Source organism: Pseudomonas sp. 10(2024) (assembly GCF_045164175.1).
Classification (GTDB): Bacteria; Pseudomonadota; Gammaproteobacteria; order Pseudomonadales; family Pseudomonadaceae; genus Aquipseudomonas; species Aquipseudomonas alloputida.
The window spans coordinates 2,943,032-2,967,202 of sequence record NZ_CP174006.1; the positions used below are offsets into that span (position 1 = coordinate 2,943,032).

At 63.1% G+C, this 24,171-nt stretch carries 21 protein-coding genes; 6 read left to right on the top strand and 15 right to left on the bottom strand.

Annotated features, from left to right (window positions below; genetic code table 11):
• The first annotated feature begins 44 nt into the window (after window positions 1–44).
• Window positions 45–1,025 carry a site-specific integrase gene (locus ACI7M0_RS13115; protein ID WP_129931723.1) on the top strand — a complete coding sequence of 327 codons (981 nt, stop codon included), beginning with the start codon at window positions 45–47 and terminating at the stop codon, window positions 1,023–1,025.
• On the opposite strand, the gene ACI7M0_RS13120 is transcribed toward ACI7M0_RS13115, so the two are convergent.
• Complete coding sequence (locus tag ACI7M0_RS13120; RefSeq protein WP_129931722.1) at window positions 1,015–2,055, bottom strand: SMP-30/gluconolactonase/LRE family protein; 1,041 nt, start codon at window positions 2,053–2,055, stop codon at window positions 1,015–1,017. The genes ACI7M0_RS13115 and ACI7M0_RS13120 overlap by 11 nt on opposite strands.
• A gap of 127 nt (window positions 2,056–2,182) precedes the next feature.
• On the opposite strand from ACI7M0_RS13120, the gene ACI7M0_RS13125 reads away from it, so the two are divergent.
• Window positions 2,183–3,082 (top strand): LysR substrate-binding domain-containing protein, encoded by a 900-nt coding sequence (locus ACI7M0_RS13125; protein WP_104887609.1) that lies wholly within the window; start codon window positions 2,183–2,185, stop codon window positions 3,080–3,082.
• A 19-nt stretch (window positions 3,083–3,101) separates the two neighbouring features.
• Here the strand turns inward: ACI7M0_RS13125 and ACI7M0_RS13130 are convergent, their stop codons facing one another.
• Window positions 3,102–4,241, bottom strand: a complete 1,140-nt coding sequence (locus ACI7M0_RS13130) for a glycerate kinase (protein ID WP_129931721.1) — start codon at window positions 4,239–4,241, stop codon at window positions 3,102–3,104.
• 141 nt (window positions 4,242–4,382) lie between these two features.
• On the bottom strand, window positions 4,383–5,480 hold the full coding sequence (locus ACI7M0_RS13135) for a sugar diacid recognition domain-containing protein (protein ID WP_129931720.1): 1,098 nt from the start codon (window positions 5,478–5,480) through the stop codon (window positions 4,383–4,385).
• A 163-nt stretch (window positions 5,481–5,643) separates the two neighbouring features.
• On the opposite strand from ACI7M0_RS13135, the gene ACI7M0_RS13140 reads away from it, so the two are divergent.
• The 4 genes from ACI7M0_RS13140 to ACI7M0_RS13155 all read left to right on the top strand — a co-directional run bounded on the left by ACI7M0_RS13140 (window position 5,644) and on the right by ACI7M0_RS13155 (window position 10,934).
• Complete coding sequence (locus ACI7M0_RS13140; RefSeq protein WP_129931719.1) at window positions 5,644–6,972, top strand: MFS transporter; 1,329 nt, start codon at window positions 5,644–5,646, stop codon at window positions 6,970–6,972.
• A 165-nt stretch (window positions 6,973–7,137) separates the two neighbouring features.
• Entirely contained in the window at window positions 7,138–8,658 is a 1,521-nt protein-coding gene (locus tag ACI7M0_RS13145) for an FAD-dependent oxidoreductase (RefSeq protein ID WP_129931718.1), read from the top strand.
• Window positions 8,659–8,730: 72 nt separating this feature from the next.
• Window positions 8,731–9,741, top strand: coding sequence for an aldo/keto reductase (locus ACI7M0_RS13150; RefSeq protein ID WP_129931717.1), 1,011 nt, complete (start codon window positions 8,731–8,733; stop codon window positions 9,739–9,741).
• Window positions 9,742–9,836: 95 nt separating this feature from the next.
• Window positions 9,837–10,934 carry an alkene reductase gene (locus ACI7M0_RS13155; protein WP_129931716.1) on the top strand — a complete coding sequence of 366 codons (1,098 nt, stop codon included), beginning with the start codon at window positions 9,837–9,839 and terminating at the stop codon, window positions 10,932–10,934.
• 42 nt (window positions 10,935–10,976) lie between these two features.
• Here ACI7M0_RS13155 and ACI7M0_RS13160 read toward each other — a convergent pair whose 3' ends face one another.
• From ACI7M0_RS13160 to ACI7M0_RS13215, 12 genes are all read right to left on the bottom strand, one after another.
• Window positions 10,977–11,957, bottom strand: a complete 981-nt coding sequence (locus ACI7M0_RS13160) for an LLM class flavin-dependent oxidoreductase (RefSeq protein WP_019751643.1) — start codon at window positions 11,955–11,957, stop codon at window positions 10,977–10,979.
• Between the two features lie 100 nt (window positions 11,958–12,057).
• A complete protein-coding gene (locus ACI7M0_RS13165) occupies window positions 12,058–12,969 on the bottom strand; it encodes a LysR family transcriptional regulator (RefSeq protein WP_064491971.1) in 912 nt (303 codons plus the stop codon).
• 68 nt (window positions 12,970–13,037) lie between these two features.
• Window positions 13,038–14,117, bottom strand: a complete 1,080-nt coding sequence (locus ACI7M0_RS13170) for a metal-dependent hydrolase (RefSeq protein ID WP_129931715.1) — start codon at window positions 14,115–14,117, stop codon at window positions 13,038–13,040.
• A gap of 74 nt (window positions 14,118–14,191) precedes the next feature.
• The gene (locus ACI7M0_RS13175) at window positions 14,192–15,442 is read right to left on the bottom strand and encodes an OprD family porin (protein ID WP_047602859.1); all 1,251 of its coding nucleotides are present in this window, start codon (window positions 15,440–15,442) and stop codon (window positions 14,192–14,194) included.
• A gap of 54 nt (window positions 15,443–15,496) precedes the next feature.
• On the bottom strand, window positions 15,497–16,696 hold the full coding sequence (locus ACI7M0_RS13180) for a benzoate/H(+) symporter BenE family transporter (protein ID WP_129931714.1): 1,200 nt from the start codon (window positions 16,694–16,696) through the stop codon (window positions 15,497–15,499).
• A 146-nt stretch (window positions 16,697–16,842) separates the two neighbouring features.
• The gene (catA, locus tag ACI7M0_RS13185; RefSeq protein ID WP_129931713.1) at window positions 16,843–17,757 is read right to left on the bottom strand and encodes a catechol 1,2-dioxygenase; all 915 of its coding nucleotides are present in this window, start codon (window positions 17,755–17,757) and stop codon (window positions 16,843–16,845) included.
• 29 nt (window positions 17,758–17,786) lie between these two features.
• On the bottom strand, window positions 17,787–19,115 hold the full coding sequence (locus tag ACI7M0_RS13190; RefSeq protein WP_129931712.1) for an aromatic acid/H+ symport family MFS transporter: 1,329 nt from the start codon (window positions 19,113–19,115) through the stop codon (window positions 17,787–17,789).
• A 57-nt stretch (window positions 19,116–19,172) separates the two neighbouring features.
• Complete coding sequence (locus ACI7M0_RS13195) at window positions 19,173–19,934, bottom strand: 1,6-dihydroxycyclohexa-2,4-diene-1-carboxylate dehydrogenase (protein WP_129931711.1); 762 nt, start codon at window positions 19,932–19,934, stop codon at window positions 19,173–19,175.
• A gap of 191 nt (window positions 19,935–20,125) precedes the next feature.
• Window positions 20,126–21,136: a benzoate 1,2-dioxygenase electron transfer component BenC gene (gene benC / locus ACI7M0_RS13200; protein ID WP_010954050.1), complete on the bottom strand. Its 1,011-nt coding sequence runs from the start codon at window positions 21,134–21,136 to the stop codon at window positions 20,126–20,128.
• A 72-nt stretch (window positions 21,137–21,208) separates the two neighbouring features.
• Window positions 21,209–21,694 carry a benzoate 1,2-dioxygenase small subunit gene (benB, locus tag ACI7M0_RS13205; RefSeq protein WP_004576276.1) on the bottom strand — a complete coding sequence of 162 codons (486 nt, stop codon included), beginning with the start codon at window positions 21,692–21,694 and terminating at the stop codon, window positions 21,209–21,211.
• The gene (gene benA, locus ACI7M0_RS13210; protein WP_004374325.1) at window positions 21,691–23,049 is read right to left on the bottom strand and encodes a benzoate 1,2-dioxygenase large subunit; all 1,359 of its coding nucleotides are present in this window, start codon (window positions 23,047–23,049) and stop codon (window positions 21,691–21,693) included. The genes benB and benA overlap by 4 nt, the downstream gene beginning before the upstream one ends.
• 96 nt (window positions 23,050–23,145) lie before the next feature.
• The gene (locus ACI7M0_RS13215) at window positions 23,146–24,087 is read right to left on the bottom strand and encodes an RHS repeat-associated core domain-containing protein (RefSeq protein WP_256658106.1); all 942 of its coding nucleotides are present in this window, start codon (window positions 24,085–24,087) and stop codon (window positions 23,146–23,148) included.
• Window positions 24,088–24,171: the final 84 nt, after the last annotated feature.

Consider the following 24,171-nt stretch of genomic DNA (forward strand, 5'->3'; position numbering starts at 1 on the left):
GCCGAGGGCGTTGGGCAAGGACAGGCAACGCATTTCGGTTTATCGTGTACCGATCACACACCGACACCCGCACCATGACCGATATCGAGCGCTACCTTCGCGCCGCCACCCGTGACAACACCCGGCGCAGCTACCAGGCCGCCATCGAGCACTTCGAGAGCCATTGGGGCGGCTTTCTCCCGGCCACCGCCGAGAGTATCGCCCGCTACCTGGCCGATCACGCCGACCAGCATGCAGTCAGTACCCTGCGCCAACGCCTGGCCGCGCTCAGCCAATGGCACGTCGCCCAAGGTTTCCCCGACCCGACCAAGGCGCCGTTGGTGCGTCAGGTGCTACGCGGCATCCGCACCCTGCACCCGACGCCGCCCAAGCAGGCTGCCCCGCTGTTGTTGCAACACCTGCAAACCGCTGTAGCGTGTTTTGAAGAAGAAGCCCGACAAGCCCGCGAGCACCATGACTTGGCAGCCCTGCGCCGGGCCCGCCGTGACAGCGCCTTGCTGTTGCTGGGTTTCTGGCGTGGTTTTCGCGGCGATGAGCTGGCACGCCTGCGCATCGAACACATCCAGGCACAAGCCGGTGTCGGCATCACGCTTTTCCTGCCGCGCAGCAAGGGCGACCGCGAAGCCTTGGGCGTACAGCACCGCACCCCTGCCCTCAAGGCCTTGTGCCCTGTCACTGCCTACCTGCAATGGCTTGAAGTCGCCGGTATTGCCCATGGGCCGGTGTTCCGCAAACTCGACCGCTGGGGCAACCTTGGCGACAGCGCACTCAACAGCAACAGCCTGGTCGGCCTGCTGCGGCGCATGCTGGAACGTGCCGGGGTGCCGGCGGCGCTGTATACCGGCCACTCGCTACGGCGTGGTTTCGCCACCTGGGCCACGGCCAATGGTTGGGAGCTGAAGTCGCTGATGAGCTATGTAGGCTGGAAAGACGCCAAGTCGGCGCTGCGCTACATCGACTCTGCGCAGCGCTTTGGCGATCTGGCTGTGCTACCGGCCAGTCAGGTGCAACCGCTTATTCCTTGAAGCTGTGCCTGGCGACGCCGCCCGTTTCCGGGCGGATGGCATACAGGTCGCCAGCGTCCGGATAATGGTGCAAGTCTTCTGGCGTCATGTCGTAACGCGCGGTGCTGATGTACAAGGTGTTCATCCCGGGCCCGCCAAAGCAGCAGCTGGTGGGGCACGGTACTGGCATCAACACCTGGTCGGTCAGGTATCCGTGGCGGTCGTAGCGCAGCAGGCAGCTGCCATGGTACTGGCACACCCACAGCCCGCCGTCGCGGTCCAGCGCCAGGCCATCCGGCCGCCCCAGTTCGGCGGGGGTTTCGGCAAACAGCGTGACAGCGCCCAGCCGGCCTTCGATGAGGTACTCGGCGCGGTAGATCGCACGCGTCGCCGAATCGACGAAGTACACCGTATGGCCGTCCTGCGACCAGGCAAGGCCGGTGGGCAAACCCATGTCATCGTGGATCACCTGGTCGCTCAATTGCCAGTCAAAGCGAAAAAGCGCCCCGGTATTGCCACTGAGGGCCTCGTCCATCAGGCCAGTGACGAAGCGTCCCTGTGGGTCGCAGGCGCCATCGTTGAAGCGGTAAGTCGAGCGCGGATGGACCGATGCCGAATGCTGGCTCACCTTGCGCGTTGGCACATCGAAGAGGGCCACGCTGGCATCCTCGGTGAAAATCAGGTTACCCCGGTCGGTCAGCGCCAGGGCGCCAATGCGCGCGGCAGACTCGTAAAGGCACTCGACTTCGCCATCGGGTGTCAGGCCGTTGATGCGCCCGCCAGAGATATCGACAAAGTACAGCACGCCGCTGCGTTCATCCCAGACCAGGCTTTCACCTAGGTCCGCGCGCGTGTTGGCCACTTTGACCGGCACGTAATTGCATTCCTTGATGCGGCTCCAGCGCTCGGCCACCTGCACACGGTCAAGGTCCCGAGGGTGGCTGACACTGCTGTGTTCGTTGAAGCGGGTGGCGATGTGCTGGCTATTGCTGGCGCGCAAGGTGCGATCAGTGGGATGGCACAGCGCACCGGCCAGGTGAGTAACGGGCATTTCTGGCTACCTTCAATTCTCCTTTCTTACGATATCAACAAAAAAATCAATGACTTAATATTAAAAGCATGCAACTTTGATATCCCATGGATATCACCGCCGAGTCGCCACGCTGCAGGAATGCTGGATGATCGAAACACGCTTGCTCAGGCAGTTCATCGCCGTGGCCGAAGAGCTGCACTTTCACAAGGCCGCCCAGCGCCTGCACATGGCGCAACCACCGCTGAGCCAGGCGATCAACCGGCTCGAGGAAAAGCTCGGTTTCGGCCTGCTTCTGCGCAACAAGCGCGGGGTGCGCCTGACCGCAGCGGGTGCAGCGTTTCTCGACACCGCCTACCGCACGCTTGCTGAACTTGAACAAGGGATCGAGTACGCGCGCAACGTTTCTGCGGGCGTCAGCGGCAAACTGACCATCACGGCCATTTCCATCGCTTATTACGATTCGCTGCTCAACCGCTTGCGCCGCTTTCGGGAGACTTATCCAAACGTACAGCTGACCATCCGCGAGATGCCATCTGCCTCTCAGGCCAAGGCCTTGCTGGCCGGTGAGGCGGACATCGGCTTCATGCGCAGGCTACCGCTGCCGGCCGGCACCCTGGAGGCACGCTTGCTGCTTGACGAGCAGATCGTCATGGCGCTGCCCGCCAGCCATCCCAAGGCGCGGCACGAGGCCGTCGACTTGCGCGAGTTTGCCGATGAGGACTTCGTGTTCACCCCGCAAGCGCTGGGCGGGGGTTACCACGCACAGTTGGTTGCGCTGTGCGAGTCGGCCGGGTTCTACCCCAAGGTCGTGCAGGAGGCGGCGCAGATCCACACCCTGCTGGGTCTGGTTGCCTGCGGCTTTGGCGTGGCCCTGGTGCCGGAGTCGTTCGTCCGCTCGACCCCACGCGAACGCGTGCGGTTTTGCCCGATCCGCCCTATCGATGACCAGCCCGCCCCAGGGCTTGGGCTGTACATGAAATGGAGCGCCCAGAATGCTTCGCCAGCGCTGGCCAACTTCATTGCCATGTTCGAGACTCAGCAATAAGGCCATTTCTACAGGGTGTTCAGCCTCGTTTCGCGCAGCGCCACAGCCGACCTATATCACAAGCCCTGGCCTGCAACAGCTCGGCAGCATTTGCACACGCCTGCTCCAGGCTCATCGGTCCGCTGGCCAGGGCAAATGCAGCATCGACCCCATGGGCATACAACTGCTGATACCCCTCCCCCAAGGTCCCGGCCAGTACCACCACCGGCACGCCATGGCGCTTGGCAACCCGCGCCACCCCCATCGGCGTCTTGCCGCGCAGTGTCTGGGCATCGAAACGCCCCTCGCCCGTCACCACCAGATCTGCCCCCTGCGCCAGGGCGTCAAGGCCAGCCAGCTCAGCCACGACTTCCACCCCGGGGCGGAACTGCGCGTCCATGAATGCCCGGGCAGCGAAGCCCATGCCACCGGCCGCGCCACAACCAGGGTAATCGCGCACATCCTCGCCCAACAACAGCGCACAATGGTCGGCAAAATGATTCAGCGCGTGGTCCAGCGCCTCTACTTGCTGCGGGTTGGCACCTTTCTGCGGGCCGAAGATCGCCGATGCGCCGTTGGCGCCACACAAGGGGTTGTCGACATCCGCTGCGACTTCAAACTGCACCCCGGCCAGGCGCGGGTCGAGGCCGCTGGCGTCGATACGGGCCAGCTTGGCCAAGGCCAGGCCGCCCTCTTCCAGCGCTTGCCCGTCAGCATCCAGCAGGCGCAGGCCAAGCGCTCGCAACATGCCACTGCCGGCATCGTTGGTGGCGCTGCCACCGATGGCCAGCACCACGCGCCGAGCGCCGGCGTCGAGGGCTGCGGCAATCAGCTCACCGGTACCCCAGGTGCTGCTGCGGCAAGCATCGCGCCGGCCTGTTGGCACCTGTTGCAGGCCACTGGCCTGGGCCATTTCGATGATTGCGGTGCGACTTTGCGGCAACCAGCCCCAGCCAGCCTCGACGTGCTGCCCCAATGGCCCGCGCACGGCCTGGCGGCGCAATTCACCGCGGCTGGCGGCCAGGATCACCTCCATGGTGCCTTCGCCACCGTCGGCCATTGGGCACTCGACCAGTTCAGCCTCCGGCCACGCTTCGCTCAGGCCCGCAGCGATGGCGCGGGCGACACCGGCAGCATCGAGGCTGTCCTTGAACGAGTCGGGGGCAATGACGATTTTCATGGGGTTTCTCCTGTCCTGATGAGCGGCATGCTGACAGGTGGCTGGCCAGGTGGCCTCAGTCAAATGCACAAAACGCCGGCCGGGTTGTTTGGGCAGATGCCTTTTTGCCTGTTCTGGCCCAACCGCCGGCAAGTGAATACTTCAGTCAGCTGGCAACAGCTGCAACCCCAGATACAAGCTAAGCATCCCTTCCAGGCGCAGCGGGTCGACCTCACCCAGCTCGGCTATGCGCTCCAGTCGATAGCGCAGGCTGTTGCGGTGGATGCCCAGGGCATCGGCACAGGACTGGCTCTGGCCGTCATGGGCACACCAGGCGCGCAGGGTGGTGAGTAACTGGCCACTGCTGTCCTTGGCGCGGATGCGCTGCAACGGCTCCAGCAGCTCGTCCAGCGCGTCGTCGTTACGGTGGCGCCACAGCAGCGCCGGCAGCCGGTAGCGCTGCAGGCTGAGCAATCGTTCGCTGGGCAATACCTCGCGGCCGTAGGCCAGCAAGTCACGTACCCGGCGGTAACCACGGCGTAACTGCTCCAGGCTCTGCGCTGCACTACCCAGGGCCAGTCGCTCAATGTCCCAGCCGTGGCGTTGCAGGCGTTCCAGCAAGCGCAGTTCATCCAGTGCCACGCCTGCCGGGCGGCACCACAGCAACGACTGGCGAGCCGGGCTGACGCACCAGCTATCCGGATAACGGCTCATCAACCATGCGGCCAGCGCCTCGGCAGGTGGCCCGGAAGTAATCTCGAACAGGCACGGTATCCGCGGTAGCTGAGGTTTCAGGCCCAACTGACGGGCTTCGTCCAGCAAGCGCGGGGAGTTACCGCTGCCGCCGAGCAGTAGCGCCAGCAGGTCGTCACAGCGCTGCCTTCGCCATTGCTGGTCAGCCTGTAAATTGCGTTGGGCCAGCAGCATTTCGGCGGTCATGCGCACCAGCTCGCCATAGGTGCGCACCTGCTGCGGGTCGCCGGTCAGGCCCAACACGCCCATCAGCCGCCCATCGAGCATCAATGGCAGGTTCACGCCGGGCTGCACGCCCTTCAGGCACTTGGCCGCGTCGGTATCCAGTTCGACGATCCGGCCATTGGCCAAGACCAGCTGCGCGCCCTCGTGACGGGTGTTTATGCGCTCCGGCTCACCACTGCCCAGGATCAACCCCTGGCTGTCCATGACATTGACGTTGCAAGGCAAGATGGCCATTGCCCGGTCAACGATATCCTGCGCCAGGTCATGGTCGAGTTCGAACATTGCGGGGTCCTTTAGGTGTTTGGCTTTTGGGCTCGGGCACAGCAGCCTGGGCCAAGCGCTGTGCAAAAGCACAAAGACAGGCTGGCCGCAGTCCCCGAGACTCGTCAGGGCGAGCGCCGGAACAGGCGACGCGGCGAAAACCATAACAACAGAGAACCCGATCATGGCACACAGCCCCGCCCCTGACCAAGGCACGGACACCACCCGCAACGCGCTGTACCGGCGTATCACCTTGCGGCTGATTCCGTTCATTTTCATCTGCTACCTGTTCAACTACCTGGACCGCGTCAACGTCGGCTTTGCCAAGCTGCAGATGCTCGACGCCCTTAAATTCAGCGAAACGGTGTACGGCCTTGGCGCCGGCATCTTCTTCATCGGCTACGTACTGTGTGGCCTGCCAAGCAACCTGGCCCTCAACCGCTTCGGCCCACGGCGCTGGATCGCGCTGATGATGATCGCCTGGGGCAGCCTGTCCACCTGCCTGCTGTTCGTCACCACCCCTGCCGAGTTCTACACCCTGCGCCTGCTCACCGGCGCTGCCGAAGCCGGCTTCTTCCCGGGTGTGGTGCTGTACCTCTCGCGCTGGTTCCCGGCGGCCAGGCGCGGCCGAATCATGGCCCTTTTCATGTCGGCGATCCCGGTATCGGGCCTGCTTGGCGGGCCGTTCTCCGGCTGGATCCTCGAACATTTCGCCGCCGGCCAGCACGGCCTGGCCGGCTGGCAGTGGATGTTCCTGATCCAGGGCCTGCCGACTGTGGCCTTGGGCGTACTGGCGGTATTCCTGCTCAGTGACGGCTACCAGAAAGCCGCCTGGCTGAGCCCAGCTGAACGTCAGCTGATCGCTGCCGACCTGCAGGCCGATGCCGCAAGCAAACCGAGCACCACCAGCGACAGCGTGCTGGCCGTGTTGACCAACCCGCTGATCTGGACCTTCGGCTTCGTCTACTTCTGCATTCAGAGCGGCGTGTACGCGATCAACTTCTGGCTACCCTCGATCATCAAGAGCATGGGCTTCGACAACCCGCTGCTGATCGGCTGGCTCAGCGCCATCCCGTACCTGCTGGCGGGTGTGTTCATGATCCTTTGCGGGCGCTCGGCCGACCTGCGCAACGAGCGCCGCTGGCACCTGGTGGTGCCAATGCTGATGGGCGCCGTCGGCCTGCTGATTGCGGTGAACTTCGCCGGCAACCCGAGCATTGCCATTCTTGGCTTGTCGATCGCCACCATGGGCGCGCTTACCGGTTTGCCGATGTTCTGGCCAATGCCGACTGCGCTGCTCAGTGCCGGAGCCGCCGTGGCAGGTCTGGCGATCATCAACTCGGTAGGCCAGATGGCGGGGTTTCTCAGCCCGTACCTGGTCGGGTTCATCAAGGACCAGACCGGCTCAACCGATGCCGCACTGTATTCGCTCGCGGCGTTGATCGTATTGGGTAGCCTGGTGGCCTTGCGTGTAACGCGAGCGGGTTCGCTGAGTACTGCACGGGCGAGTTGAGGCATTGGCCGGCTTGCCCACACCCACAGGTTTTCAAGCCTGTGGGCGCGGGCAAGCCTGCAAAGAGGCCCACCCAATCCACACCCTCCACCGATCGTCAGCTCAACGCATCCCCTTCTCGCCCCAGGCGTCAAATGGTTCCAAAGGCCCCTTTGGAGAAGCCCCATGACCCAGTACGCCGTGGCCCGCTTGGCCCAGCTCGACGAACACCGCCCCCTGCGCGTGCAGGCCGGTAGCGAAGAACTCATCCTCGTCCGCCAAGGGGAGCAGGTACACGCTTATCAAGGCAACTGCCCCCATGCCGGGGCCCCACTCGACGAAGGTGTAGTCTGCGGTGGCCTGCTGGTCTGCCCTTGGCACAAAGCTGCGTTCGCCGTTGACGACGGCGTGGTTTGTGAGCCGCCTGCACTCGCCGACCTGCGCCGCTACAAGGCGTGGATCAAGGGCGATGAAGTCTGGGTCGATGACCAGCCCCTGCCGGCAACCGAACCGCCCAGACACAGCGATGCCCGCTGTTTTGTGGTGGTCGGCGCCGGTGCCGCCGGCAGCGCCGCCGTCGCCACCCTGCTGGCTCATGGCTTCGCTGGGCGGCTGGTATGGATCGATCAGGAGCGCCAGCCGGCCTACGATCGCACAGCACTGAGCAAATTCGTGATTGCCGGGCAGATGCCGCCCGATGAGGTCCCTGCGCTGCTCGAAGCCGACGCCCTGCGCAAGGGCCTGCTGGAGCGCAAGTACGGCAAGGTACGCACCCTGAACAGCCAGAAGCGCCAGGTCACCCTCGCCGATGGTCAGCAGATCGATTACGACGCCTGCCTGCTGGCAACCGGCGGTAAAGCACTGCGCCCAGACATTCCCGGTGCCGACTTGCCCGCGGTGTTCACCCTCCGCTCACTGGAAGATGCTGCACAGTTGCTCGATGCCGCCGAGCCTGGCCAACCGGTGGTCATTGTCGGCGATGGCTTCATCGGCCTGGAGGCAGCCTCGGCGTTGCGCAAGTATGGCTTGCAGGTGCACGTGGTCTCGCGCCACGAAGTCCCTCTGGCCCGACAGTTGGGCGAGCGGATCGGGCGCTGCATTCGCGCGCTGCATGAACGGAAAGGCATCACCTTCCACGGCCCCACCGAGGTCGAGCGGATCGAAGGCCTGGACAAGGTCGAAGCGGTGCAACTTGCCAATGGTGAACGGCTGCAGACCCCCTTGGTGCTGCTCGGCACCGGGGTAAGGCCCGCCACCGCGTTCCTTCAAGGCGTGCCGCTTGGCGAGGACAAATCGGTGAGGGTCGACGCAGAAATGCGCGCAGCCGACGGTTTGTGGGCCGCCGGTGACATCGCCACGTTCCCGCTCACGGGGCGCCCGGTGCGCATCGAGCACTGGCGCCTGGCCCAGCAACACGGGGTGATCGCCGCCGCCAACACGCTTGGCGAACAACGCCGTTATGCCGATGTACCTTTCTTCTGGACCTACCAGCATGGCCGTACCTATGAAGTGCTAGGCCATGCCAGGGACTGGAACCGCATCGAATTCGTCGGTGAGCCGGAAAAAGGCGATTTCGTTGCCTTGCAATGTGTGGATGAACGCGTCGAGGCCGTTATCGCCAAGGGTTACTCCGATGCCATGGCGACGCTGTCGCAACGCCTGAAGCGCCCATTGAGCCTGCAGGAGGCTTTGGCGCTCATTGGCTGAGGGGTGCCTTTCAATGCTTCCCGGTTGTGTGTAAAACAGGTAGGTCAGCCGACTGCATAAGGACCCACGCGCATGATCTACCGCCCCCTCGGCCACAGTGGCCTGCAGGTTTCCGCCCTTACCCTGGGCAGCATGATGTTCGGCGAGCAGACCAGTACCGAGGATGCCCTGCGCATCATCGACAAGGCCTGGGACCAAGGCATCAACTTCATCGATACCGCCGACGTGTACAACGCCGGGCGCTCGGAAGAAATCGTCGGTGAAGCCGTGGCGCGCCATCGCCATGACTGGATCGTCGCCAGCAAGGTCGGCTTCGGCCCGGCCGACGGCCTGCCTAACCGCAGCGGGTTGTCGCGCAAGCACATCTTCAATGCCGTGGATGCCACGCTGACCCGCATGGGCATGGACTACCTGGACATCTACTACCTGCACCGCGAAGACCACAAGGTACCGCTGGAAGAGACCGTGCAGGCCATTGGCGACTTGTTGCGCCAGGGCAAGATCCGCTACTGGGGGGTGTCCAATTTCCGTGGTTGGCGCATTGCCGAGGTCTGCCATGTTGCCGAGCGCCTCGGTGTGCCCAGGCCGGTAGTCAGCCAGCCGCTGTACAACATCGTCAACCGCCAGGCCGAGCCCGAACAGCTCACGGCCGCCGCCGCCCATGGTCTGGGCGTCGTACCCTTCAGCCCGCTGGCCCGGGGCGTGCTCAGTGGCAAGTATGCGCCGGGCGCGGTGCCGGATGCCGGTAGCCGCGCAGGGCGGCAGGACAAACGCATCATGGAAGTGGAGTGGCGCCAGGAGTCGCTGACCATTGCCCGGCAGATTCAGACGTATGCAGAGGCCAAGGGGGTGGGCGTTGTCGAATTCGCCATTGCCTGGGTGTTGAATAACCAATGGGTCAGTTCCGCGATTGTCGGGCCGCGGACCGAGGAGCAGTGGGATACCTATGGCGGCGCATTGGCGGTGAAGATTACCGCGGAGGATGAGGCATTCATCGATTCGTTGGTAACGCCAGGGCATGCGTCCACGCCGGGCTTCAATGACGTGGCGCATTATGTGAGTGGGCGGCAGGCACGCAGCTGACGCATTGGGGAGCCCTGAGCCGGGCTCCCGGTCCCCCCTTTCCCCAATCACCCCGGTATCGTGCGCACCATTGGTTTTCCTCCTCTGGAGCTGCAATGAAACTCTTGCAACCGCTGCAAATCGGCCCACTCACCCTGCCCAACCGCGTATTCATGGCCCCCCTCACCCGCCTGCGCAGCCTGGAGCCGGGTGATGTACCCACCGCACTGATGGCCGAGTACTACCGTCAGCGTGCCAGTGCTGGCCTGATCATCACTGAAGCCACGCAAATCTCCTTCCAGGCCAAGGGCTATTCGGGCTCGCCCGGCATTCACAGCGCCGAACAGATCGCTGCCTGGAAGCACATCAACGAAGGCATCCATGCCGATGGCGGCCACAGCGCCGTGCAGGTGTGGCACACCGGGCGGGTGTCGCATACCTCCCTGCAACCTGGCGGCGAGGCACCCGTGGCCCCTTCGGCACTGCCGGCGGATGCACGCACCACCCTGCGTGACGCGCAAGGCAACCTGACGCGCGTGGAAACCTCCGCCCCCCGGGCGCTCAGCGAAGCGGAGATCGCTGGCATCGTCGCCGACTTTGGCCAGGCCGCGATCAATGCCTGTGAAGCCGGCTTCGACTTCATCGAGTTGCACGCCGCCCACGGTTACCTGCTGCACCAGTTCCTCACCCCCAGTGCCAACCAGCGCGAAGACCGCTACGGCGGCAGCGTTGAAAACCGTGCGCGCATTGTGCTGGAGGCGGTGGATGCGGCCATTGCCAACTGGAGCGCCGACCGGGTCGGTATTCGCGTGTTCCCGTTGGGTGGTTTCAATGGTGTGGACAATGGCGAAGACCAGGAAGCCGCCGGCCTGTACCTGATCCGCGAGCTGGCCAAGCGCAACCTCGCCTATCTGCACCTGTCCGAGCCGGACTGGGCCGGTGGCAAGCCACTGCGTGACGAGTTCCGTCAGGCCATTCGCGCCGCCTACCCCGGGGTGATCATCGCGGCCGGTGCCTACACCGCCGAGAAAGGCGAAGACCTCATCGGGCGGGGTTTGATCGATGCCGTGGCGTTCGGGCGCGCCTACATTGCCAACCCCGACCTGGTGGAGCGTCTGCGGCTGCAAGCGCCGCTGAATGAGCACCGGGCGAAGTTCGATTACGCCAATGGGCCTGAAGGGTATACGGATTATCCGTTCCTGAAGCAGGCTTGATGCAAAAACGGGCGCTCTTGCGGGCGCCCGTTTTTTTTCGTGTCAGCCCAGTTCAGCCAGCGCCTGCGCGGCATAGGCATGTGACCGCTGCCGCGCCAGCGGGTCATGGATGCGGCAGTCGATCATCAGCTCGTCCGCCCCGGTCTGCTCGATCAGCGAGCGCAGCCCTTCCCTCACCCGTTCAGGCCCTCCGGCTACGGTGCAGGCCATCACCTGCTCGAGCACGGCGCGCTCGTGGTCCGGCAAGCGTTCGATGTAACCCTCTTGCGGCTTGGGCAGCAAGCCAAAGCGCCCGACATGCAGGTCCAGCATCCACTTGCGGTGGGAGCTGGCCAGGTAGTGCGCCTCAGCATCGCTGGCAGCGGCGAACAGGTTCATGCCAACCATCACATAGGGTTTGGCCAGTTGCGCGGAAGGCTGGAAGTTGGCGCGGTAATGGGCAATGGCCTGCAGCAGGTAACGCGGGGCAAAGTGCGAGGCGAAGGCATAAGGCAGGCCCAGCTTCGCCGCCAGGTCAGCACCGAACAGGCTGGAACCGAGGATCCACACCGGCACATCGTGCGCACCCGGTACGCCGCGCACCCGGCGTTTGCCGTTGTCCGCCAGGTAATCACGCAGCTCGGCGATGTCCTGGCTGAAATCACGCTCTGGCGCGGCGCCGCGCAATGCACGCACGGTCGGCCCCGACGTGCCTGGTGCACGGCCCAGGCCCAGGTCGATACGGCCCGGGTGCAATGTATCGAGGGTGCCAAACTGTTCGGCCACCACCAACGGCGCATGGTTGGGCAGCATGATACCGCCAGCACCCACACGAATGTGTCGGGTGGCGTTGGCGATTTCGTTGATCACCAGCGACGTGGCAGCCGAGCCAATGCCCGGCATGTCATGGTGCTCGGCGATCCAGTAGCGGCTGTAGTGCTGTTGCTCGACATGCCGCGCCAGCTGGCGGGATTCTTCGATCGCGTCGGCGAAGGTCTTGCCTTCGCCGATCATGACCAGATCCAGTACGGACAGTGCAGTCATGGGGTCTCCAGAGGGATTATCAGTGGCTGCCAGTTTCCATGCTGCGCCGCCAGCGATAAACCCAGTTTCAGGCCCGGCATAGGGGCCTGGCATTCCCCAATCAGTATTCCCAAGGCACGCCTGGCTCCCAGCTGGCCACCAACAAGTCGATGAAGCCGCGTACCCGAGGGGACAGGTGGCGCTTGCTTGGGTAGACGATGCGAATGGGGTCTGCCGGGGGGCGGTAGGCGTGCAGTACTTCCACCAGATTGCCAGCGCGCAGGTCGTCACCGGTGATATAGGTAGGCAGATGAATCAGGCCAAAGCCGGCCCGGGCGCCGTCAAGCATGGCCTCGGAACTGTCGATGTTCAGCCGCCCGGGATCTTCGCACAGGTGCAGCCCCGCTTCTGTGTGAAAGCGCCAGGGCATGGCCTTCTCGCCCGCCAGGAAGGCGATCTTGTCATGGCCATAGAGGTCGCCGGGCATCTGCGGTACACCGCGCTTCTCCAGATACGCAGGCGAAGCACAGGTCACGAACTGCTGCCAGGCGACGGTGCGCGTCAGCAATTGCGAATCTTCCTTGGGTGCACCGATGCGCACGGCGACGTCCACACCCTCTTCGACCAGATCAACGAAACGGTCGGTGAAGCGGATATCCGCCCGCAGTTCGGGCCATTGCTTGAGGTACTGGTCGAGGACCGGCAGGACATGGCGCTGCCCGAGCGACAACGGCGCGGTCAGACGCAGGGTGCCAGTGGGCTTGCCCCGGCGCAGGGCCATGGTGCTTTCGACCTCGTCCAGGTCATCCAGAATCTGCCGCCAGCGCTCGAACGCCACCAGGCCTTCATCGGTCAGGCTCAGCTTGCGCGTAGTGCGGTTGAGCAGACGCACCGCCATGCGGGCTTCCAGGCGGGCGATGCTCTTGCCCACCGCCGAACGGGTCAGGCCCAGGCTGGCAGCCGCAGCGGTGAAGCTACCGGCCTTCGCGGCGCTGACGAAGGCGGCGATGTCGCCGAAGCGGTTGGGTTCCATGGTGTTTTCCTGACGCTGATCGAACCGCCATAGATGGGTGCAATTTCAGGCAATGCAAGGTTCCTGATCTATGGGGGCGGCCTTGCAGCTTCGGTTTGCCAGAGGTAGCGATCTGTCCAGTTCGCCAGCGGCAGTGGCGGCTGCTGGTCGACAATGCGTCGCCAGATAAGCATCAGCTCTTGAGCGTTGAACAGCGAGCCAGGCCCGCTGCCTCGCCACGGCGAAGGCACACCGACCATCCACTGCCCTTGATGATCGCGCTGAGCCATGTTGAAGCGAAAGGTGTAATTCCCCGGGATCCCCATGCGCAGGTCGGTGACCACCAGTGCGTCGCCAATCTGGTCATAACGCAGCCAGTCATCGGTGAACCAGCGCAAGCGCTGGTGCAACGGGTCATCGTTCAGTGCTTGCGCCAGTTCCAGGTTGCGCGACAAGCGTTGCATTTCGGGTGGTTGCTGGTCGAGCATGCTGCTGATGCCTTCGTAGTAATCGCCATCCGGGGTCTTGGCCAGCACCCGCCAGACCAGGCTGTTGAATGCCATCGGCACGGCACGCACCTCACTCACGACGATACCTTGCTGATCCAGTGCCGACTGGAAGCGCTGTTCGGCAGCCATGCGCCCCGCCAGGCCGAAACCCAGGTAGCAGGTACTGAACACCAGGGCCATGGTCAGCAGGCGGGTAGCCCTGCGGGTCACGCCCTTCATGAGAGTGAAGACCACCGCAGCCAGCAGCGGCACGGTGTAGACCGGGTCGATAATGAACACCGCCGCCCAGCTTTCCGGGGTGGTGTGCAAAGGCCAGAACAACTGCGTGCCGTAAACCGTGAAGGCGTCGAGCACCGGATGGGTTACCAATACCAGCCAGAACGCCAAAAAAAGCCTGGGCAAGGTATACCCCTTGCCGGGCCAGCGCCTGTTGACCAGCCAGGCCAACAGCAAGGCCAGGCCGGTGAGCACGAACAACGAGTGGGAGAAGCCGCGATGATAAGTCATCTGCGACACCGGGTCGGCATAGCGAATGATCACATCCAGGTCCGGCAGCGTGCCCAGTGCTGCACCATACAGCAGCGAGCGTCGGCCCTGGATGCGCCCGAGCACGGTCCCTTGCAGCGCCGCGCCAAGTACGGCTTGGGTGATGGAGTCCAAGGTGGGGATTCCTGAAAGAGTCGTTTCCGCACGCTACCCCCATACACCCCTGATGCGCAATTCTTCTGGATGGCTCAGAACAGCTGCCAGGTGTACACCAGCGTCAGGCGGTTCTCGTCGATATCACTGCGGTAGTTGGAGCGCGCCATGGCGTTTCTCACCCGTATCCCCAACCCTTTCAGTGCCCCGCTCTGCACCGCATAGCCGATATCCAGATCACGCTCGCGATCACGCCCTTCGTAACCCAGCCCGGTATCGACATTGTTACCGGTTATGTAGCGCACGGTCGCTGTCAGGCCCGGCACGCCCATGGCGGCGAAGTTGTAGTCGTAACGCACCTGGTACGAGCGTTCGTCGGTGTAGGCAAACTCATAGGTCGGCACCTCGTTGCCCAACGGCGAGATGTTGGCGAATACCCGTGGGAACGGGCTATCGCCATAAATGCCCTGGTAGCCGGCATGGAAGCTGTGCCCGCCATGCCGGGCAGTGAACAGCGAGAAGAACGCCTGGTTGTCGATGTTGCCCAGCAGCGCATCGCCTTGCTCACGCGCGGTGAAATAACCCAGGTTGGCACTGAGTACCCAGTCGCCGACGGGTTTGCTGTGCTTCAGGCCAACAAAGCCTTGTTGGTAGATGTCCTCCAGCTGACCGTACCAAAGGCTGACGCTGCTCTGATTGGCATTGAACGCATAATCCCCACCCACATAGTTGAACGCGTCGCTTTCGGCCTGTCGCATCGGCACATGGCCGAGCATCGCGTTCATCTTGCCGTCGCCACCTTCGTTGCGCAGGTGGGTGCTTTTCAAGTGCCCGGCCTGCATAGTCAGCCCGTCGATTTCCGACGAGCTCAAACTCACGCCCTGATAGGTGGGTGGCAACAGGCGAATATCACTGAAGGTCAGCACCGGCAGGTTCGGTTGCAGTTCACCTGCACGCAGTTCGGTTTTTGATATCCGCGCCTTGAAGGTCGGCGCCAGGCGGCTGTACTCGTCGGCAGCGCGGCCGTCGCCATGCACCGGCAACAGGCCGGTGTTGGTGCGGTCTGGACTGCTGTCCAGCTTGATCCCCAGCAAGCCCAGGGCGTCCACGCCGAAGCCGACCGGGCCCGGGGTGTAGCCACTTTTGAAATCGAGGATGAAACCCTGGGCCCACTCCTCGGCCTTGGACTGTTTGTTGGCCCCGACAATGTCGGAAAAATCGCGGCTGAAGTAGTAGTTACGGGCACTCAGGGTGGCCTTCGAGTCCTCGAAGAAGCCGCCTTCGGCAGCCAGCAGTGGCTGGCTGAGCAATGTCAGGCCCAGGGCAACGCAAGGGGTGTGGTTCATTCCGAAGCTCTCTTGATCTTGTTTTTATGGGTAAAGCGTTGGAAACACGGCAGTTCATGGGGTACGGCGCAGCACCTCCCGGGCACGTGGCTGGCGCAGCCTCAGCAGCGCGTGCGCCAGCAGGCCGAACAGCAGCCCCCAGAACGCTGCCGACAGGCCCAGAAAAGCCACCCCCGAAGCGGTGACCAGGAAGGTGAACAGCCCGGCGTCGCGCTCGGCCGGTTCTGCCAGGCTGCGGACCAGGGCTTCGCTGATGGCGCCATACAGGGCCAAACCGGCCAGGGCCGCGATCAGTACGGCGGGAAAGGCGGCGAACAGCGACATCAAGGTGGCCCCGGCAATGCCCAGTAGCAGGTACAACGCACTGCCAGCCACCGCAGCTACGTAGCGCCGTTGCGGGTTTTCATGGGCCTCATGGCCGGTGCACAGGCTGGCGGTAACCGCCGCCAGGTTCAGCCCGTGGCAACCGAACGGCGCCAGTAGCGCTCCGATCAGGGCACTGGCGCTAATCAGCGGGCTGGCCGGCGTGGGGTAGCCAGCGTTGCGCAGTACCGCCATACCCGGCATGAATTGCCCGGTCAGCGCCACCAGCACCATCGGCAGCGCCAGGCTGAATACCGCCGCCAGGCTGAACTGGGGGGTGATCCACTGAGGTGAGGCCAGTTCCAGCACCAGTGCCTCGCTGCGCAACGTACCGCTGGCCACGGTCACCAGCATGCCCACGACCAGCACCGCAGCCACGGCATAGCGCGGCTGCACCCGACGCATCAGCACGTAGGTGACGAACATCGCCAGTACCAGCAGCGGTTGCACCGGCAAGGCGCGGAACACCTCGATGCCAAAACTGAACAGGATCCCGGCCTGCATACCGGCAGCGATAGAACCCGGCAGGCGCGCGATGATGCGGTCGAAGGCCCCGCTGATGCCGATCAGCAGCAGGACCAGGTTGGCCACCAGGTAGGCGCCCACGGCCTGCGCCAGGCCCAGTTGCGGCAAGGCGGTGACCAACAGCGCCGACCCCGGGATCGACCAGGCGATCACTATCGGCACGCGGTAGCGCAGGCTGAGCAGCGCACCGAGCACCGCACTGCCCATGGACACGGCCCAGACCCAGGATGACAACTGCTGGTGCGACAGGCCGGCCGCTTCGGCGGCGTGGAAAATGATCACCAACGGGCCGGCGTAGGAGATCGTCGTGGCAATGCTGCCGGCGACGATGGCCGACACAGAGCAGTCCTTGATCAGCGTATTCATGTAGCTTCTCGCAAGCCAGCGGCCGGCCTTTGTGGCGGGCTCTTGTTTGGGTGTTGGCTGCTTCGCGGGCTTGCCCGCTCCCACAACGACTGCACAGGCTTCACCTGTGGGAGCGGGCATGCCCGCGAAACAGCCCACTCGGTGGATCAGGCCTCCTGCAAAGCCCGCGGCCGCCCGCTGCGCTGCTCATCGGCACCGCCCTGGGCCTGCTGCAACTGGAAGTCGAACTTCAGCTCGGCATGCCGACCCTCCGGCCCTTCGACGAACACCACCTCCCCGACCAGCCCATCCCGTGTGGCATAGGCAAAGTCATCCCACAGGTACTTGTCCCCCGACAGGTTTATCTGCGTGGTCAGGTGCCGGTACCCTGGCGCCGAGATAAAGAAGTGCACATGCGCCGGGCGCTGGCCATGACGGCCCAGCAGGTCCAGGCATTCCTGGGTTGGCCCCTGCGGGTCGCAGCCATAGCCCGATGGCACGATGGAGCGCGCACGGTAGCGCCCCTGGGCATCGGTAACGATGCGCCGACGCAGGTTGTACGCCGACTGGCTTCGGTCGAAGAACGAGTAGGTACCACGGGTATTGGCATGCCACAGGTCGACCGTGGCACCCGGCAGCGGGCGTCCGTGCGGGTCCAGCACCTGGCCTTCCAGGAACATCACCGTGGCCACGCCCTCCTCGCTGCCGTCGTCCATGCGCACTTCACCTTGGGCAATCGGTGCGCCAGCCACGTACAACGGGCCTTCGATGGTGCGTGGAGTACCGCCAACGCGCCCTGCCTCCTGGTCCTTGGCATCCTGCAGAAGGTCGAGGAAGTGTTCGATGCCCAGCCCCGCCACCAGCAACCCGGCTTCGCCGCGACCGCCCAGGCGGTTGAGGTAGTCGACGGCGTGCCAGAACTCGTCTTCGCTGATGTCCAGGTCTTCGATCAGCCGCGCGGTATCCTGCAGCAGGCGCTGCACGATGCGTTTGAGGCGTGGGTTGCCGGCCGCATTACCAAAGCCTGCGGCTTGCTCGAAGAACTGCTGTACCTCGGCATTATGGGAAATGTTCACGGTCATGGGGGTTACCTCGTCTTGTTCTGTTCGGTTCAGGCCTGCGCCGCCAGGGTCTGGGCGTGGCGCCGACCACTGGCCAGGTGCACGGCCATGGCCAGCGCAGCGATGGCGCCAGGGATGGCAAAGGCGATGAAATTGAGTTGCAGTGGCAGGTTGATGCCCATCAGCGCACCGCCCAGCAGCGGGCCGACGATGGCGCCATTACGGCCAATGCCCGAGGCCCAGCCCAGGCCGGTAGAGCGCACCGACAGGCCGTACATCTGAGCGGCGCCGGCATACAGCAGAATCTGCGTACCAATGGTGGTGGCGCCGGCAATGAAGATCAGCAGGTACAGCACCGGCATCGGGCTGTTTACCCCCAGCAGGCTGATCGACAGTGCGGCGGCAATGAAGAACGCCACCTTCACCTTGACCAGGTTGTAGCGGTCGCCCAGCCAGCCGCCGAGGATCGCCCCGGCCATGCCGCCAAAGTTCAGTGCCAGCAGGAATGACAGGCTTGAGCCCAGGCTGTAGCCGGCGTTGGCCATCAGTTTTGGCAGCCAGGAACTCAGTGCATAGACCATCAGCAGGCAGCAGAAGAACGCAACCCACAGCGCCAGGGTGCGAATCGCCAGGCCATTGCGGAACAGTTCCAGCACCGAAGCGCCGCTGCCTTTGCGGTCGGCCGCCTGAAGCACATCATCGGCCTGGACATCGCAGTCCGGGTCCAGCCGTTTGAGCAATGTGCGTGCTTCCTCGATACGGTCTTGGCGCACCAGGAAGCCGATGGATTCAGGCAGGTAGTAGAGAATCACCGGTAACAGCAGCAGTGGCACCGCTGCGGCGAAGAACATCGACTCCCAGCCAAAACGCGGCAGCATGAAGATACCGACACCTGCCGACAGCATGCCGCCCAGCGAATAGCCACTGAACATGATCGCCACCAGCGTGCTGCGCAGGCGCTTGGGCGCGTATTCGTTCATCAGCGCCACGGCGTTGGGCATCAGGCCGCCACAGCCCAGGCCGGCGATGAAGCGGTAGATGCCAAACTCGCTCGGGCTGCTGGCAAAGCCGTTGAGGATGGTCGCCCCCGAGAACAAGGCGAAACAGATGGCAATGCCCTTCTTGCGCCCGATGCGGTCGGCCAGGCTGCCGAAGGCCAGGGCGCCGAACATCATGCCGAACAGCGCATAGCTGCCCAATGCACCAGCCTGCAACGGGGTCAGGCCCCACTCTTTCATGATGACCGGCAGTACCACACCGTAGATGAACAGGTCATAGCCGTCGAAAATCAGCAGCAGGCCGCACCAGGCCATGACCATCCAGTGAAACGGGGTAAAGCGCGCATTGTCGATGATCGGGTGTACATCAAGGGTTCGCATGGCATCTGTCGCTCTTGTTTTTGTTGTGGAAGAAAGCTTTTGCCTTGAGGTTGCAGTTCAGCCGAGGTCGCCGCCCCCAACCGGCAGGGTCACGCCGGTGATGTACGAGGCTTCGTCGGACGCGAGGAACAGAATGGCCCCCACCTGCTCGTCGATGCTGCCGTAGCGGTGCATCAGGCTGCTGTCGAGGGTCTGGTCGACGATCTGCTGGTACCAGCGCTTTTCCTGCTCGGTTTGCTCTGCACTGTTGCGCGGTACGCGCCGGGGCGGCGCTTCGGTGCCGCCGGGCGCAGTGGCGTTGACGCGGATGCCCCGGCCGGCGGTTTCGAAGGCCAGGCAGGCAGTGAGCGCGTTGACGCCCCCCTTGGCTGCGCCGTAAGGCACACGGTTGACGCCGCGGGTAGCGATAGACGAGACATTGACGATGGCGCCACTGCCACGTTCGAGCATGTACGGCAGCGCGGCGTGGCAGCACCACAGGGTGGGGAACAGCGAGCGGCGCACCTCGGCCTCGATCTGCTCGACTTCATAGTGTTCGAAGGGCTTGGCCCAGATGGTACCGCCCACGTTGTTGACCAGGATGTCCAGACGGCCATGGGTTTCCACCGCGCTGGCGATGACCCGGGCGCAATCGGCGTGTTGTTCCAGGTCGGCGGTGAGGGTGAGCATGCCCTCGCCAGCCAGTTCGTGGACCAGCTCGGAACGGTCTACCGCGACCACGTGTGCGCCTTCGGCCTTGAGCCGCCAGCACACGCCCCGGCCGATGCCTTGGGCGGCACCGGTGACCAGGGCGACCTTGCCTTGGAATCTGTTGTTCATATGCAAATCTCCAGTTCGCGAGAGCCCCTGTGGCAGCAATTGTCTTGCTCAAAGCCGGAAAGGCTGCGCGATCACTGTGGGAGCGGGCATGCCCGCGAACACGGGCGAAGCCCGCGCCATCCACCGCGCTGCCTGCTTCGCGGGCTCGCCCGCTCCCACAGGGTCGGCGTATTGCTTTGAATCAGGGGGCGTCAGGCCGCAGCCGCAAACTTCTCGTAGTAGAAGTTGGCCGGGGTAATGCCCTGCTCACGCACGTACTGGCTGACCGCTTCCACCATGGGTGGCGGGCCGCACAGGTACACATCCACATCGCCGTCATTGAGGTGGCGTGGCTCGATGTGCTGGGTGACATAGCCCTTCTGCGGGTACTGGCTGTCCGGGTTGGCGACGCAGGCGCTGTAGGTGAAGTTGGGGATACGTGCCGCCAGCGCTTGCAGGCGGTCGAGTTCGACCAGATCAAAGTCGTTGGTCACGCCGTAGATCAGGTGCAACGGGTGCTCGCTGCCCTGCTCGGCGATCTTCTCCAGCATCGCGGTGAACGGTGCCAGCCCGGTACCACCGGCCAACAGCAACAGCGGGCGCTGGATCGGCCGCAGGTAGAAGCTGCCCAACGGCCCGGCCAGGCTCAGGCTGTCGCCGGCTTTGGCAAGGTTGGTCAGGAAGCTGCTCATCAGCCCACCCGGTACGTTGCGGATCAGGAAGCTGACTTCGCCGTCCTTCTGCAGCGAGCTGAACGAGTAGGCCCGGCTCTGCTCGCTGCCCGGCACCTTCAGGTTGACGTACTGCCCCGGGAGGAAGGCCAGACGGCTCAGGGCCTCACCCTTGATCGACAGGGCAATGGTGCTGACTGACAGCTGGCGAACATCGCTGATGGCGGCCTCGAAAGTGGCCTGCTCGGTCTTGCACAGCTGCGACGAAGCCGGGATGCGGATGACGCAGTCGCTTTCGGCACGCATCTGGCACGTCAGCACGTAGCCTTCGGCGATTTCGTCTTCGCTCAAGGCGTCTTCGATGAAGTTGTCGCCAAGGTCATAACGACCGGACTCAGCCTTGCACTTGCAGGTCCCGCAAGCGCCATCACGGCAATCCAGCGGAATGTTCATGCCTTGGCGGTATGCGGCGTCGGCCACGGTTTCCTGACCGGTGGCTTCAATGAAACGGGTAACCCCGTCTTCGAAATTCAGTGCGATCTGGTAGCTCATGTTGCACCTCGCGGGCGAGCCGGGCCACGGCGCGTCACAAGACGCACCGGGCAATGCTCGAAAAACCCTGTATCAGATGTGGTAGATGTCGATGACCTGGCGGACGTAGTCGTTCTTCAGCACCACCTTCTTGGCCTTGATCAGCGGCTGCTCGCCGCGCAGGTCGAGGGTGTAGAAGCTGGTGCCGAAGTAACTGTCGGTGGTCTTGTAGCGGAAGCTCAGGGTGTGCCAGTTGAAGCGCACCTGGCAGCTGCCCTCGCCCTGCTCGACGATCTCGATGTTGCTGATGTTGTGCGAGGTGCGGGTGTCGGGCACGGTCGCACTGGAGCGCTCGGTCTTGATGCGGAACACACGGTCTTCCAGGCCGCCACGGTTGCCGTACCAGATCAGCGAGATTTCGCTTTGTGGGTCTTCGGTGAGGGTGTCGTCATCGTCCCAGCTCGGCATCCAGAAGCTGGCATCGCTGGCATACAGTTCCAGCCACTGGTCCCACTGGGCATCGTCCAGGTAGCGCGCTTCGCGGTACAGGAAGTCGCGCACGGTGTCATACAGGCTCATTGCACGGCCTCCACGGGGATCAGCTGCTGTTCGTCCTTGAGGGCCTGGATCATGGTGTCCTGCCAGTACTTGTGCTGCAGCACGAACAGGCCTTCGTCCTCGGTGCGCACGCCCGACAGCAGGGGTTCGAGTTCAATCTCCTTGGCCGCCTCATCGGCGCCTTCTACCCAGTGTTTGGCGCCACGGGACATGTCGTTCCAGCCAGTGCCGCCACCATAGCCGGTCTGGCACGAGCGGAATTCTTCCAGGTCGTCCGGGGTGGCCATGCCGCTGACGTTGAAGAAGTCTTCGTACTGGCGAATACGCTTGGCACGGGCATCGGCGCTCTCGCCTTTCGGCGCGATGCAGTAGATGGTGATTTCGGTCTTGTTCACCGAAATCGGCCGGGCAACGCGGATCTGCGAGCTGAACTGGTCCATCAGGTACACGTTGGGGTACAGGCACAGGTTGCGCGAGTTTTCGATCATCCAGTCGGCGCGCGCCTGGCCGAAATCAGCGGCCAGCTGGTCGCGGCGCTCATAGGCCGGGCGGTCTTCCGGGTTGGCCCAACGGGTCCACAGCAGCAGGTGGCCGTGGTCGAAGGAATAGAAACCGCCGCCCTGCTTGGCCCAGGCGCCAGCACTCATGGTCTTGATCTCGTCACCCGCCTCGCGCTGCTTGCGCTGGTTCTGGGTGGCGGCGTAGTTCCAGTGCACGGAGCTCACGTGGTAGCCGTCAGCGCCATTTTCGGCGGTGAGCTTCCAGTTGCCTTCGTAGATATACGAGCTGGCACCGCGCAGCACTTCCAGGCCTTCAGGCGACTGATCGACGATCATGTCGATGATCTTCGCCGACTCGCCCAGGTGCTCGACCAGCGGCTTCACGTCGGCGTTCAGGCTACCGAACAAAAAGCCCCGGTACGACTCGAAGCGTGCCACCTTGGTCAGGTCGTGGGAGCCGTCGCAGTTGAAGCTGTCGGGGTAGCCGGCGTTGCTCGGGTCTTTCACCTTCAGCAGTTTGCCGCTGTTGTTGAACGTCCAGCCGTGGAACGGGCAGGTATAGCTGGAACGGTTGCCGCGCTTGTGCCGGCACAGCATGGCACCGCGGTGGCTGCAGGCGTTGAGGAAGGCATTGAGCTCACCGTCCTTGTTGCGCGCGATGAAAATCGGCTGGCGCCCCATGGTCAGGGTGAGGAAGTCATTCTTCTCGGGGATCTGGCTTTCGTGGGCCAGGTAGATCCAGTTGCCCTCGAAGATGTGTTTCATCTCCAGGTCGAACAGCCGAGGGTCGGTGAACATCTCCCGCTTGCAGCGGTAGATTCCCTTTTCACGGTCGTCCTCGAGCATGGCATTGAGGTAGTCGAATCCCAGGGACATGGCCAGGGTCTCCCTTGTTATTGTTTAGACCTGGTCAGGTTAGGGAGACGGCTGGCGGGGGACTATCCGGATTGTGCAAAGCGCTATCCAAAAATTCTATTTCGGCGTATTCAACCACTCACGCTTGACTTTTGCCCGGCGTATCGACGCGATCATTCTTGAATGAAGAGATTTAATTTTCTGCAACTCAACAGAAAGTTTTTGCTCGGCCACCAATCTGGGGTCGGTGTTATCGAGAGTCTTGTAATTTCTTATATCTGTACGCAGCACATTTATATCCCTGGTAGTGCTCGCGCCCGCCGCTTCGACTGGGACAAGGTCTACGTCCACGAAATGTGTGCGGGTCCTTAATTCATCCACCCACTGGCCATTATTGGTCCTCTGATAGGCAAGCACATCTGCAGTGGAACCTCCAGACGATTTAGCCACACTCGATGCCATTTTTAAAATCGGGGCTCTGCGAGCCCGTGTTTCATCCGCTATGGTTTCCAGTCTATCGTCCATTAGATAATTTAATTTACGTTGCGCATCGGTAATCGTTATACCGACGTTTTGCCTGGCCTGCACAGGTTGTTTTTGCCTTCCAAATAAACCTTTGGGCATGTGTCCACTTGGGTCGATCTTGTTAATAGGATCCCCAGCACAATAACTGTAAGCATTAAATCCGCCCTCGCCGAATGGACTGAGACTGTCCGGAGCATTAAAGCGCATAACCCATCCTGAAATGAATGCTCGGTACCCGCTCCCGAGCAGATAGTATCCGGTCGATGGCTCTTTACGCTGACCACTGTATCGCAACAACGAAGCTCCAGCCTTGTCATTGTCGTAGCCATACGCGGTGTAATTCATCGAACACGGTTCGTACCCCATCAATCGCATAACCGAACCTTGTGCATCCGTAGCATAAATCGCTGCGTGACCATCATCACGTTGCGCTAGCGCGCGACCTGCAGCCCGCAACAAGACCGATGCACCGGTATGTTTGATCAGCGCGAGGCCCTCCGGGGAGTAGAAGTACAGATTTTGCGACTTCGCCATGATTGCCACCATTTAGCAGACATAGCGCAAATGATGGTTTGGCAGCAAACTTCTAGCAACTGGCAAAAATACCAGGTCGACACA